This window comes from Flaviflexus massiliensis (genome assembly GCF_001375495.1).
Lineage (GTDB): Bacteria > Actinomycetota > Actinomycetes > Actinomycetales > Actinomycetaceae > Flaviflexus > Flaviflexus massiliensis.
Genome location: NZ_LN831056.1, coordinates 294,470 through 308,346 on the forward strand (window position 1 = coordinate 294,470; position 13,877 = coordinate 308,346).

The following is a 13,877-nucleotide window of genomic DNA, read 5'->3' on the forward strand; positions in this document are numbered from 1 at the left end:
TAGGATGTCTACGATTTGAGGGCTGGTGGGGCGAAACCTTTGTCCACTTAAGACTGGAGTGGTTGCTGCGAACCGTTGCCCTATTCCGGTGTCAGAGTGTGACCGTGACAAACTCGGGCAAACATGGAGAATAGGTCTCATGTTTATTTCCAAGGACCGGAAGAATCTTACCGCTATCGTCGCTACTTGCGTAGGAGCCGGGCTTGCTCTGAGCGGGTGTAGCGAGGACTCCTCAAATAGCGAAGATGTTGATTCGATGGAAGAAGACTCCAATGTTTCGCGGGAGGTTCCGGAGGGCCGTCCGGCGGAGTCCGACTTTTACCAGGACCTGGGGAACGGATACTTTGTTTACGGCGATGGATACGATGATACTCCGGACCTTCGAACCCTCTATGTAGCGCATGATGATTTGAATTCCCAACTTGAGCTGGTCGAGGACGGGGTGCTGAAAACCCCGCTTGTACTCGAAGGTGAGGGCTTTGCTGATGGGGTGACCGATCAGCTCGAGGACGCAATCGTCCTGGCGCACGCCAGTGACGAGGTTCTAGCATTCTCAAACTTCTTCTGGTTCGTCGATGAACGCGGGAATTTGATTAGCGACTCCGGTGACTTCTCGCCAATCGCCAAGATCCAGTTGAAGGCGGGCGATGACTACATTGATCCGGTGGCAGAACCGCAGGTGATTCTTGATGTGGTGAACAGTGACTACTACTTCTCCACCGTTCCTCGTGGCGGGAAGGACGAGAAAACTTTCGAATATGACCCCGACCTGCCGTTGGGGGATCATGAACCCTTCACATACGACCGTTCGGATGTTGGGCATGGGAACCTGGCTGACTTGGATGAATACCATCTGGCAACGTCATTCTTGATCAGCCAAGAGCAAGCGGATGTTGCGGCGGCTAAGCCTCTGTCGTTCCGGCTTGTGATGGAGGATGGGACAACGGTTGACGTTGACCTAGCAAGCATCCTTGGTGATGACACGACGTATATTGAGGACTTCCGGTACACGGGCAATGACACGTTCAAGGTGCTGGATCCTGGTCTGACCAGTTGGGCAAGCAATGATGAAATATTCGATGACGAGTTCGGTACTTCCCAGCGCTATTCAGATATGCAACGAGAACTGGGGCGGCACCAGGCCATTGGTGAGATGATGAGACTCGAGATCGAAAACCAACCCGAAGACTACTAGGCAGGGAAACTGCCCAAGTGCTTTGTGCGGAGTGACTGCCTCATTTCCGTAACCGACCCAGGGGCAGTCCAGGCAGCAGTCGGGGCCCAAAATGATCGGTGCCAGGTGTCAAAGCCCCGGTTGCCCACTCCCTGTGCACGCGGGCCTGCCTGATGCGTTTGCCTATCGGGAAGGGTTTGAGATTCCCGTAGTGGCATGATCTTTAGGGATGTAGGACTCAGTTACCGGGTTGCAGTATTCACCTAGGCAGTGACGATCGTTTGCCGTCGAACGATTTTTACTGAATGATTTCCACTGATTTACCTTATAGACGCAATTCAGAAAGTCGCTCACCCGCACCATCGCAACACATGTGCCTCACGTTGGGTGGGGAACCGGTTGAGCGAAAATAAGACGGCAGTTCAATACGGACAAGGATTCGCCGCGCTCGGGACCTCTTATTCGTGACGGCAACCGTGGCCCCCGGCCGGCCTGGACCGCTCGAGCGGCAACGGATTCTATTGGACCGTTCTGGCACTAATCGGCACGGATGCAACGGTCGTGGCAATCCGTCGAAAGGTGTCATCACCCAGCAAGATCCCACCCACGTCCCGCCGTGCTGTAGAAGATGAGTTGGGACCCTCGTTGCACTTTCTCCGCTGTCGCGGCATTTCCCTACCTCCCGGCCCCCAAACGGGTACCCTCCTGCAAGCATGGAAGTGTAGTTAGTTTTGTGCGGGGAACCGGTGTGCCTGCTCGTGGATCGCGGTAATGTGTCAGCTACTTCTCGGCTCGATATGTGTCTGCACATCCGTGGGCCGCATGGTGAGGTTGCTGCGTGCAAAGCTCCCGGCTGAGGCCTACAGAGAGCCCGTAGCGACAGAAATGACTGTGGTGCCCGCTTCTTTCATGATTCCAATCTCTTCGGCCGGTGCCCCCTCATCAACAATCACAATGTCGAATTCGGCAACGGAGGCAACGCGATAGGTGGCGGTGTGTCCGAACTTCGAATGGTCTGCCAGCAGAACGGAAACGGCAGATGATGCGAGCATCGCCTGCTTCACGTCGGCATTAGCCTGGAGCGGATGAAAGAGCTCGCCGCCCACGATGGCCGTGGTTGACATGAAGCAGATATCGGCGCGTAGCGTGCGAAGGTTACTGACCGTTGTGGACCCGTACATGGATTCGGATTCCGGACGGTACATGCCGCCGGTGACGAACAGATTCAGCGACGAGAGTCCCGTAGCCTCCTGGGCTACGGCCTGGGAGTGGGTAATGAGGGTGAGGGGGCCGCGGGAGGGAAGGAACGGGACCATGGCGAGAGTCGTCGTCGAATCGTCAATCATAATCGTCGCGCCCGCCTCAATCTCCTCTGCCGCACGCTCCGCGAGGGCTGACTTAATGGTGGAGTTGAGGCCCTTCCGGAATGATGCCGAGGCCTCCGTGAAGGAGGTTGCGCGTGCCGACACGAATCCGTGAGTTCGCGTGATGATACCGAGCCTCTCCAGCTCGGCAAGATCACGGTAGATCGTCATGGCAGAAACGGGGTAGCGGACGGTGAGCTCATCCACCGACATGGAACCGTTCTTGAGAACGAGCTCTGCCATGGAAGTGAGGCGGTCCTGCCGCTCATTACTTCGGTTCGAGGGTGTTGAAGAGTCCATTGCGCCATCATCTCACGATCTTGCGAAGTGAAAATGAGACCAGTTTTTTAGTTTCATAGTGTGAAAACAACATTAGTATGTGTTATTCTCGTGGGCATATCGGGCAAATGTTGCTAGCACGAAGGAGTGTGAATGATGAAGATTGCAGATAAACGAGCTGCCAAGTTCGCTGCAACAAGCGCGGGATACGACGTTGTCGTGGTAGGTGCGGGAGTCAACGGTGCGGGGATCGCATGGGATGCTTCGCTACGAGGGCTTCGGGTCCTGCTCATCGATAAGGGTGATGTGGGATCGGGAACATCCTCGTGGTCATCGAAAATGATCCACGGAGGGCTCAAGTATCTCGAAAAGTACGATGTTTCACTCGTCCGGGAGTCCTTGCGGGAGCGGGAATGGCTATTGCAAGCGGCTCCGCACCTAGTTCGGGAACTGCGATTCATCCTGCCGTTCTACGACCGTAACGTGCACTCGAAGGCAATCCTGTCTCTCGGAATGGTTGCCTATGATGTCCTGTCGTTTGACAAGTCGGTTAGGCGATTCGAGCTACTCTCCCGGGATAAGATGCTAGCTCGCGAGCCCGGACTGGATCCCGAGGGGCTGACTGGTGGAGCCGTCTACTCCGATGGTCAGGTGAACTACGCCGAGCGACTCTCCTTCGAGATTGCGCTCGCGGCCCAGCGGGCCGGCGCCACCCTCCTTACCTACACTCGTGCCACCAAGGTTGGTCGTATCGATGGGCGGGTGGCTTCCCTGACGGTCCGCGATGAGATCGATGGCAAGGAATATACGATTCCTACGCGAGCAATCGTCAATGCGGCAGGACCGTGGATTGATGAAGTCTGGGCCGAGGATAACCTCGGGCTGCCCCGCATGAACGGCGGCACGAAGGGAACCCATCTCGTTGTCGATTCCTTCCCGGGAGCCCCCAAGGATGCGTTCTACTACGAAGCGGTGACCGATGGTCGCCCCATGATGGTGATTCCCTGGACTGGGCGCTATCTCATTGGTTCCACGGATCTGCGCTTCACCGGGGATTTGGATATGGCGAGTGCAACCCAGGATGAGTACGACTACATCCTGCGGGAAACGAACAAGATCATCCCGGGTGCCAACCTGACCATGGCGGATGTGCGCTACTCCTACACGGGAGTGAGGCCCCTGCCGTACGCGGATGAAAGTTCTGATGTCTCGGATATTACGCGCCGCCACGACATCCGCCACCACAAGGATGTGGCCGACGGGCTCTACACGCTCGTGGGAGGCAAACTCACCACGTTCCGCCAGGTCGGTCAGGACTTTGGTGATATTCTGGCCAGGCGCTTTGGCTCCAAGCGCAAGTCCGTGACGCGCAAACTCGCCCTCCCGGGAGGTGGGGATCGCGATCTCAATCGGCTGCGTGGCCGAGTGGCGCGCTTCGGTCTCGCCGACGATCTCGTCAACCGGCTCGTCGACCAGTACGGTAGCAGAGCCATCGATGTCGCCACGTTCATTGTCTCGGGCGAGGCCCTGACCAGGGTGCTTGACGAGTCTTTTAATCTCACGGTTGGTGAGGTGGAGTGGGCGATCCGCTACGAGGATGCCGTCCGCCTCGCTGACATTCTTGCCCGTAGAACAGTTGTGGGCCTGGAAAACGACCTGGGTAGGGCAGTCATCGAGCCGGTCGCGGACATTGCCGCGGAACTGCTTGGCTGGGATGATGCGCGCCTCGCGGACGAGATCGCGCGATATGAACACTACCTCACTCGATTCATACCAAAAACAGAGGATGCACGATGACGAGCACCGAGAATTCAGCAGTAGTTATTGGGGTCGATATTGGCCTGACTGGAATGAAGGCGGTTGCCTTCACGGCTGCGGGCGAGGCCGTTGCGATCGCGACAGAAGCCTCTCCGCAAACCATGCCGCGCCCACACTGGGTGGAGCGTGACGAAAGGGAATTCTGGGCTCTCTTTGGTCGGATGCTCAGGACGCTCACAACCGAGCTCGAAGCGCAGAAGCGAGAAATCGCTTCAATTGGCATCAGCGCTCACGGTGACGGTGTGTGGCTGGTTAATGAGGAGCTCACTCCGGTCCGCCCGGGCATTCTCTCGCTCGACTCCCGCGCACAGGACACTGCCGCGAAGCTCATGGAAGTGAGCGGTGAAAAGCTCATGAGCATCACTGGGCAGGGAGTGGTGCCGGCCTCTACGGGAGCTGTTCTGCGGTGGCTCTACGACAACGAACCCGAAGCGGTGGAGTCCGCCACCTGGTTCATGTCCGCAAAAGACTTTCTGCGCATGAGGCTCACCGACACGGTTGGAACGGATCTGACCGAGGCGTCGACCGCCTTCACCAATGTCGAGACCCAGGACTATGACGATGCGGCATTCGCTGCATACGGCCTCGAATCCCTCAAGGATAAGGCACCGAAGATCGACTTGTCCTCCGATGTTATTGGGGAAGTCAGCTACCTCGCCCACCTACACACGGGCCTCCCCGCAGGGCTACCCGTGATCGCAGGCGTTCACGATGTTGATGCTGGAGCGATCGGTGCTGGAGCGGTACGTCCCGGGCAGTTGGCTGTCATGGCGGGGACGTGGTCCATCAACGAAGTGATCTCGGATCATCCCAAGATCGGTGAAGGATGGCTGGGACGCGCCTTCGTTGAACGTGGCCGATGGATGAATATGTCGATCTCACCAGCATCATCTGCCAACCTCGAATGGTTCGTCAATACCCTGTGTTCGGCCGATGTTGATGCGGCACGGCGTGCCGGGGAATCTCCCTTCGCATTCGTTGACCGCGAGATCTCCCGTGTTGAAGACACGGACGATCCCGTGACCTTCCTGCCCTTCCTCTACGGCAGCCCGCTACCGCACGATGCCTCCGCCGCCATCGCCGGACTGCGCGCCTGGCATACGCGCGGTCACATCCTGCGCGGGCTGTACGAAGGCATTGCCTTCAATCACCGCTACCATGTTGACGGCCTCCTAGGGGCATTCGATGTGAATGAGATTCGAGTCGTGGGGGGTGTGACGAGATCAAGCATCTGGCCCCAGCTGTTTGCTGATACCCTCAACCGCCCCATCATTATCCCCACAGCGGCGGAAGGTGGAGCGCTGGGCACGGCCATGCTCGCCGCCGTGGGTGCTGGCTGGTTCTCCGACCTCGAGGAAGCATCTGCCATGGCATCCGAAACCGTCACGGTTACACCCGGGCCCGGGGTGCAGGTCCAGCAGGAACGCTACAACAAGTTCCTTGAGCTCATCGAGGTGCACAAACCCTGGTGGGCAAAGCAGTCCTAGCCAAACACTCTCGCGTCCCTCTCGATGCTTCACGGTATCGAGAGGGACGCGGTTCTTATGCATTGCAGTGCGCGTAGGGTGAGCCCCGCACCGGCTGATGCGTGATCCTGTTCAATACTGTTGATATGGGGATTCGGCAAGCGGGGTTGGTGCGCTTTTGCTTCCCTCACTGCACCAGCGTGCCTAGCGAGTATGAGGTTCGTTCTCTTTCGCTAGTTCTTCCCAAAAGTCTTTGACCGTTTGCTCAATTCTGATGCCAAGTTCGAGGGGGACCATACGCAGTTCTAGTGCCGGAATATTTGCATAGCGCTCTTCCTTGGCGCGGTAAATTTTTAGCCTCTCACTATGTTGCTCTACCTGTTCCTGCGCCATAGCCTTGATGTTCTCCGGTGTGGTGAGCTCGGCGAAAAAGAGTTTTAATTCTGCCACGTCTCGGACCTGCATGGGTTCAGTGAGGGGGTCTGCCAGCCACTCGGACAACCGGTGTTTCCCATTATCGGTCAGTGAATACGTGTGGCGACGACGTCCACCCTCTTCGACAGAGACTGCCAGTAAGCCAGCGTCTACCAGTTTCTTGGGCTCGGAATACAGTTGCGCGCGTGGGAACGGCCAAAAGTAGCCGATTGAATTTGAGGTGGCGCGTTCCAGGTCGTAAGAAGTGGATGGGCCGCGCAACCCGATTAGTCCCAAAATGACAAACGAAATCGTTGTGAGCCTACTGGTTGACATGTGACATAGACTACCTTAAGCTCCTCGGCATGGTCTAATTTGGACCGTAACATCTGGATGATGTCTCAATGGGAAGTGGGAAGATCATTGTCGATCGAACGTGCATCATTTGTGGGCCAACCTTTGGCAAGACTGGAGGATCCGCCTCTCCTCACCGGCAAGGGGGAGTTTCTTGATGACCTGGATCCAATTCCGGGAACTCTCGTAGCAACCGTTGTCCGTAGCCCCCATCCCCATGCTCGCATCGTGTCCGTCGACCTCGAGGCAGCAAGGGCCGTCCTAGGCGTTGCCTGCGTAATCTGCCCAGAGGAAGTACTCGAAACTCTTCGACCATTCCCTCTCTCCCTGCAGGCTCCCACCCCGTACTACCCGGTTGGAACCGACAAGGTCCGCTACGTTGGCGAACCCGTTGCGGTTGTTGTTGCGGGGGATAGGTATGCGGCAGAAGATGCTGCCGAGCTCGTCAATATTGAATACGAGCTCCTCTCCACCGTTGTGGACACGAAGAAGGCGATGGAGGAATCGGCTCCGGTCCTGCACGAAGCAGCGGGATCGAATGTCGTGAGCGATCGATCCTTCTCCTACGGGGATCCGGAGACCGCCTTCGCGGAAGCTTCGCGAGTCATTGAGGCTGAATACTCGTTCCCCCGCTACTCGTCTACGCCCATGGAGTGCTTCTCGGTCATTGCACACTGGGAAGACTTGGGTAGCGGTCCGGAAGTGACCGCATACTCGAACTTTCACGGCCCCTTCTCCATGGTTCCCGTTCTCACGGGAGCGCTCGGGATCAGCCCGTCCCGCCTGCGTCTCGTTGTCCCGAAGGACATCGGCGGGAGCTTCGGAATCAAGGCCGGCATTTACCCCTAAATTGCACTCATGGCGGTGGCGAGCAAATATGCTGGCAGGCCCGTCCGCTGGACCGAAGATCGCCTCGAGCACATGCTGTCGAGCTCCGCGGGCTCTGACCGCGTCATGAAGTTCAAGGCTGCGGTTGATGAGGGCGGAAAGGTGACGGCGCTCGATATCGACTTTATGGAAAATGTTGGCGCCTATCTCCGTCCTCCCGAGCCGGCCACGCTTTACCGTTGCTTTGGTAACTTGACCGGGGCATATCGCATTGATTCCGTTCGCCTGCGCTCGCGGGCGGTCGTCACGAACAAACTACCAACGGGCCTCAACAGAGGTTTCGGTGGTCAGCAGCTCTATTTCGGCCTGGAACGGACAATGGATAAGGTTGCCCGCGAATTCGGTGTCGACCCCCTGGAGCTTCGCAGGCGCAACCTCATTTCAGATCAGTCCTTCCCGTACGAAACACCCACCGGTGGCATATACGATTCCGGGGCCTACGAAAAGGCTCTCGAAATTCTCGAGGGATCGGCGGATTATCAGGCGCTTCGCGAACGGCACCGGGAAGCGCGAGCCCGTGGGGAATTGGTTGGTCTTGGCCTTGCGGCCATCGTTGAACCCTCAGCAACGAACATTGGTTACGTAGGACTGGCAACCCCACCCGAGCATCGCCGCGAGGGCAGGGACAAGTCCGGATCGACAGAGCATGTTCGGATCACGGTTGATCCGTTCGGGACCGTCACGGTTCTCCTTGGGACCGTTCCCCAGGGTCAGGGGCACGCAACTGTTGCTCGACAAATCGTTGCCGACCAGCTCGGACTACCGCTCGACAAGGTCGTTCCCAAGGTAGAGATGGACACGAACAGCACGCCGTGGACCGTAACAACAGGAAGCTACTCCTCACGATTCAGCCCCCTCCTGTCCTCTGCCCTCGTTGAGGCGTGCGCCAAGATCGCCATCTCAATCAAGCGGGCGGGCGCGGTTCTGCTGGGGCAGGACGCGGATAACGTTGAGCTTGTCGATGGAACAATCCAGGTTGTAGGCGACCCGGGCAAGTCGGTTCCCTTTAAGGCAGCCGCCGGGCTTCTGCACTGGGATCCCGGTGCGCTTCCAGCGGATGTGGATGCGGAAACCTATGTTGATGCTGCCTTTACTCCACCCGAGTCGAAAGCACCCAGCCGGGAAGACCGAGTGAATTCATCGCTGTGCTACGGCTTTGCGGCTGAGCTCGTGGAGGTACGCCTTGATCCGGACACCTATGAGGTTTCGATCGAAAACGTGTACGCGGTCCATGATGCTGGCACGGTTTTGAATCCGAAACTTATCGAGGGTCAGATCCATGGTGCGATGGTGCACGGACTTGGCGGCGCACTGTACGAGGAGATGGCCTATACGGATGCTGGTCAGCCGACCTCAACGTTCATGGATTACCTGATTCCCACGACCGCGGAAACCTCATTCCCACTCCACTCCAGCCGTGTCGTCACGCCCTCACCCGTGACCAGGCTCGGAGCGAAGGGCTCCGGAGAGGGAAGCAGCATGAGCTTCCCTGTTGCCATCGCCAATGCGGTGACAGACGCACTGTTCGAACACAGTATCGACATTGATTTCTTACCGGTTCATGGAAGCAAAATCCATAGCCTGCTCACAGATTCAAACTCCAACTAAGGAAAAGAGAAAGTATGCCCCTGCAAGGCGGAGAGATCCACTACACCACAAGCCACGATGGTCGAGTAGCCAACCTGACCCTGGACCATGGGCGGTTCAATATCATCACCATGTCCATGCGTGCCCTCATGCAGGAACGGTTTGCCGAAATCGATCGCGACCCGAACGTAGCCGTCGTTGTGATTCGAGCCCAGGGTGAACACTTCACCTCGGGCGGTGACATCGCGGGATTCATGGAGGTTGAACCATTCGACCTGACAGATCTCGGCCAAGACGTGACGGCAGCAGCCCGGTCACCCAAACCCGTGATCACGGCAATCGACGGATACTGTTTTGGAGTCGGGCTTGAAATGGCGCTCGCGACCGATATTCGCATCGCAACCAGGCGATCCGAGTTCGCGCTTCCCGAGATGCGGCTGGGCATGATGCCCGGAAGCGGTGGAACCCAGCGGCTTGCACGCCTCATTGGCCTGTCGCGCGCCAAGTACCACATCCTCACGGCTGAACGGATCCCCGCTGACAAGGCGGAGGCCTGGGGATTGCTGTCTGCCATGACCGAAACCCGTGAAGAGCTCGAGGCAGAAGTCGAAAGAGTTGTCGCCATGCTGCTCGGCTACTCTCCCTCCGCGCTGCGCACCGCGAAAGAGGTGCTCGACCGTGGTGTTGATGGGCCGCTCGCGACCGGCGTGGAGCTTGAGCGGAAGGCCTACTCCATGCTGCGGGCGACCCACGACTTTGCTGAAGGCGTGGCTGCGTTCGGGGAGAAGCGCGCACCAAAGTTTGAAGGACGATAGTGAAACCTGCTCCGTTTTCCTACGTGCGTCCGGCTCAGCCGAGTGACGTCGTCGCAGAACTCGTTGCCGCAGATGCTGGCCAGGGCGGGAAGGTGATTGCCGGCGGGCAGTCACTCGTGCCGGTCCTGGCCATGAGGCTGGGCCGGCCGGGAGTTCTCGTTGACGTCACAGGTGTGGAAAATTTCAAGCGGGTTGGCATCACCGGTGACTACCTGTCGATTGGGGCCGGGGTGCGTCAGCGAGCTGTGGAACGAAACCACACGGGCTCGGTTCCACTCCTGGGACGTGCGATCCCGTGGATTGGTCATCGTGAAATCCGTAGCCGCGGCACCGTCTGTGGATCGATCGCGCACGCTGATCCCTCGGCGGAACTGCCGGCGGTGGCCGCCTGCTTGGATGCGGAAATTGTTGTCATGGGCAGGGAGGGAGTGCGCACGGTTTCGGCACGTGACTTCTTTGTTGGTGCCATGACGACGCAGCTGTCATCAACCGATGTTCTGTCCTCGGTGCGATTCCCGACCGCTCGGCCCGGTGACGGGTTTGGTTTCGGTGAGGTTGCCAGGCGCCACGGCGACTTCGCCCTGGCCGGTGTCGCCATCCATGTTGCTGTGAAGAACTCCGATGTTCGCGAAGCCACGGTCGTATCTTTTGGTGTCTCTGACAGGCCGCAGGTGCGGGATATGACGGGGGCGCTGAGGGAAGCAGTTCGCGGTGACGGGGCCGATCCGGACATTGAACGGAACCTCGATGATCCGGTATGGGAGATGGCCCGTGATGTTGTGACGGCGCCCGATGACGTGCAGGCAACCACCGAATATCGGCAGAGACTTATCGCGGTTCAGGCCAAGAGGGAACTAGTGAGGGCCTATCGCCAAGCAAGAAAGAGTGAGACGACGTGAGTGCAATTGACACGATGAAATCGACGCTACAGCGATTCACAAAACGATCGGAAGAGAATCCGGTCTACCGGATTGAAGCGGACGAGACGCGAGAAATCTCCTTCACGGTCAACGGCAAGGAAGCGACCGTCAACGTTGCACCGCGCGTACTTTTAAGTGATGCACTTCGTCAGCACCTTGGACTGACGGGTACGCACATTGGCTGCGAACACGGTGTGTGCGGAATGTGCACGGTCATTGTCGACGGGGAAGCAGCCCGGTCCTGCCTGATCCTGGCCTGCCAGGTCGAAGGATCGGAAATCATGACAGTCGAAGGCCTGGGAACACCGGATGATCTCCATCCCCTCCAGGAATCGTTTGGGGCGAACCACGCACTCCAGTGCGGATTCTGCACACCGGGGATGCTCATGAGCGCCTACGATCTCTTGGAGCACGAAGAAACCCTCGACCGTGACGATATCGCCGACCAGATGTCCGGCGTCCTGTGCCGGTGCACGGGTTACCGAAACATTGTTGAAGCGGTCAGCCAGGTGGCCGAGGAGTACCCGGATGAGCGGCCGGCGCCGCGCAACTGCGGTTCCGGGCAGCACCTGTCCCACGGTTGCGGTGTCACGGGTGTTGCAAACCCGGGCATCAGCCAGGATTCGCTCATTCGCTCCCGCGACACCATCACGCTCCCAACCTCAGAACCGACGATGGTGGTCGAAGTGGAGACGGTCGTGGAGACCGACGCGGACGAGATCTGGACGATCATGCAGGACACTGAGCAGCTCGCTCGCTGCCTGCCGGGCGCTGAACTCATCGAAGACTTCGGCAATGACAAATACGTTGGGCGAATCAAGGTGGCCCTCGGTCCCGTCAAACTTTCCTTCCTCGGTGACGTGCACGTGGTGGTACGAGACCAAGAAAACAAGCGCATCGTTGCGCTTGTTGAAGCAGCAGACAAGGGCGGCGGCAGCGTACAGGCTGAGGTCGACCTTGTTATCGACGAACATCCGCAGGGAAGCGTGATCCGCGCCCTGGGGAATGTCCACATGACTGGCAGGATCGCACAGTTCGGCAGATCGCTAGGACAGGATGCCGTGCGAGACATGTTCCTCCAGTTCACCTCCGCACTCGATGCCACGGCACGAGGCGAAGAAATTGCTGACGTCGGTTCCGCATCGGCTTTTGGAATGGCAAAGCAAATCATCAAGGGAAGAATCTCTGGCCTTAGTAACAAGATGACAAGAAAGAAATGAGTTATGGAAGTATCTCGCGCATTCGCGTGGACTGTGGAGCGGTTTCCTGAGAAGCCCGCAATCACAGGCTCGCGGCCCATGAATTACCGTGAATGGGATATTCGAACCAATCAAATAGCGAACGCCCTCCTGGGGCTTGGGGTGGAACCGCACGACAGAGTGGTCCTGTTCCTCTCCAACTCCGAAGTGCTCGCATCCACCCACCTGGCACTCCAAAAGATCCGTGCCATGTCGACCCCGTTTAATATCCGGCTATCCGCCGTTGAACTGTCCTACTGCCTCGACGATTCTGAGCCGCGCGTCGTCATCGTCGACGATGTTGCCGCAGCCATTGCCCAAAAGGCCTTCGATGGTGCGTCAGTCAAGCCCATTATTCTTCATGCCGGAAACACGACCTTGAAAGGTAGCCAGTCGTTTGAGGATCTCGTTGCCGCGGCCTCAACGAAGGCTCCGGACATTGTTGTTGGACCCGATGACCCGTCGGTCATGCTCTACACCTCCGGTACCACCGGGAAGCCGAAGGGTGTGCCCCGTACCCAATTGAACGAGTACGCCGCATCATCCGCCCACGTCATGCAATGCCAGTACTCGTACGATGAGTCCACGCTGGGTGCGATGCCGATGTACCATACGATGGGGATACGCTCGCTCATCTCCATGATCATCGTGGGTGGCAAGTTTGTTGAGCAACCGATCTTCAACGCAGAGCGCGCCATTCAGCTCATTGAGTCTGAACAGATTTCAGCGCTCTATCTCGTGCCCACCGCGTACTGGTCGATTGTTGAAACCGGGCAACTATCTCGTGTGGCCAAGTCGGTTCGGAAACTCGCATTCGCCGGTGCCGCTATGACCTCCAGCCTGTGTGAACAGCTGGATCGTGAGGTCCAGCCGGAGGTCTTCGTCAACCACTACGGTTCCAGCGAAATCTACACGTACGCGATTGAAAACAAGGCTGGAGTGAAGCCAGGTAGTGCGGGACGCCCCGGATTGCTGTCACGACTTCGCGTTGTGGACCCGAGCCCGGATGGGACATTTGACTCCTTGCCAACCAATGACGTTGGCGAGATTGTTGCATCACTGCGCTCCGATGAAGCTTTCCAGGGCTACTGGCGTAGGCCGGATGCCGATGAGAAAGCGATTCACGGCGAGTGGTACCGGACCGGCGACCTCGGCCACATCGACGAGAATGGTGACCTGTGGGTTGATGGTCGCGTCGATGACATGATCATCACCGGCGGCGAAAACGTTCACCCCATCGAGGTGGAAGACATTATTGCCCGCCACCCCAACGTCGCAGAAGTGGCTGTTGTTGGCCTTAAGGATGACAAGTGGGGACAGGCCGTCACCGCGTTTGTGGTGCCGCGAGTACAAATGGGGGATAGGCAGCTGTTCCTCGATCAAATCAACGACTGGCTGCGCAACGAAGCGCCGCTCTCTCCCTATAAGCGCCCCAAAGAAGTGCGGCTTATTCCTCAGTTGCCGAAGAACCCGGTCGGAAAGATTCTTCGACGCAAGCTCGTTTCAGGCGAATACGAAACCGAGTAGTCGGTACCTCCACGGCCAGCATTGACATAAAGG

The 13,877-nt window shown here is 58.0% G+C and carries 9 protein-coding genes and 1 pseudogene; 8 read left to right on the top strand and 2 right to left on the bottom strand.

The features are described from left to right. Positions 1-139: 139 nt before the first annotated feature. Positions 140-1,195, top strand: coding sequence for a hypothetical protein (locus tag BN1241_RS01440; RefSeq protein ID WP_054951953.1), 1,056 nt, complete (start codon positions 140-142; stop codon positions 1,193-1,195). Positions 1,196-2,034: 839 nt separating this feature from the next. On the opposite strand, the gene BN1241_RS01445 is transcribed toward BN1241_RS01440, so the two are convergent. Beyond that, the gene (locus BN1241_RS01445) at positions 2,035-2,838 is read right to left on the bottom strand and encodes a DeoR/GlpR family DNA-binding transcription regulator (protein ID WP_077138220.1); all 804 of its coding nucleotides are present in this window, start codon (positions 2,836-2,838) and stop codon (positions 2,035-2,037) included. A gap of 132 nt (positions 2,839-2,970) precedes the next feature. Between BN1241_RS01445 and BN1241_RS01450 the strand changes: the two genes are divergently transcribed. After that, on the top strand, positions 2,971-4,614 hold the full coding sequence (locus BN1241_RS01450) for a glycerol-3-phosphate dehydrogenase/oxidase (RefSeq protein ID WP_082418151.1): 1,644 nt from the start codon (positions 2,971-2,973) through the stop codon (positions 4,612-4,614). Next, positions 4,611-6,122, top strand: a complete 1,512-nt coding sequence (locus tag BN1241_RS01455) for an FGGY-family carbohydrate kinase (RefSeq protein WP_054951955.1) — start codon at positions 4,611-4,613, stop codon at positions 6,120-6,122. Before BN1241_RS01450 ends, BN1241_RS01455 begins: the two co-directional genes overlap by 4 nt. A 183-nt stretch (positions 6,123-6,305) precedes the next feature. Here BN1241_RS01455 and BN1241_RS01460 read toward each other — a convergent pair whose 3' ends face one another. Then, a complete protein-coding gene (locus BN1241_RS01460) occupies positions 6,306-6,851 on the bottom strand; it encodes a PadR family transcriptional regulator (RefSeq protein WP_054951956.1) in 546 nt (181 codons plus the stop codon). 60 nt (positions 6,852-6,911) lie between these two features. Here BN1241_RS01460 and BN1241_RS13545 point away from each other — a divergent pair. From BN1241_RS13545 to BN1241_RS01485, 5 genes and pseudogenes are all read left to right on the top strand, one after another. After that, a pseudogene (locus BN1241_RS13545) lies at positions 6,912-9,365 on the top strand (xanthine dehydrogenase family protein molybdopterin-binding subunit). Between the two features lie 14 nt (positions 9,366-9,379). Beyond that, entirely contained in the window at positions 9,380-10,159 is a 780-nt protein-coding gene (locus BN1241_RS01470; RefSeq protein WP_054951957.1) for an enoyl-CoA hydratase/isomerase family protein, read from the top strand. Beyond that, a complete protein-coding gene (locus BN1241_RS01475; RefSeq protein WP_054951958.1) occupies positions 10,159-11,058 on the top strand; it encodes an FAD binding domain-containing protein in 900 nt (299 codons plus the stop codon). The genes BN1241_RS01470 and BN1241_RS01475 overlap by 1 nt, the downstream gene beginning before the upstream one ends. 14 nt (positions 11,059-11,072) lie before the next feature. Beyond that, positions 11,073-12,299 (top strand): xanthine dehydrogenase family Fe-S subunit, encoded by a 1,227-nt coding sequence (locus tag BN1241_RS01480; RefSeq protein WP_187117583.1) that lies wholly within the window; start codon positions 11,073-11,075, stop codon positions 12,297-12,299. Between the two features lie 3 nt (positions 12,300-12,302). Beyond that, a complete protein-coding gene (locus tag BN1241_RS01485; RefSeq protein WP_077138221.1) occupies positions 12,303-13,844 on the top strand; it encodes a class I adenylate-forming enzyme family protein in 1,542 nt (513 codons plus the stop codon). Positions 13,845-13,877 lie beyond the last annotated feature (33 nt).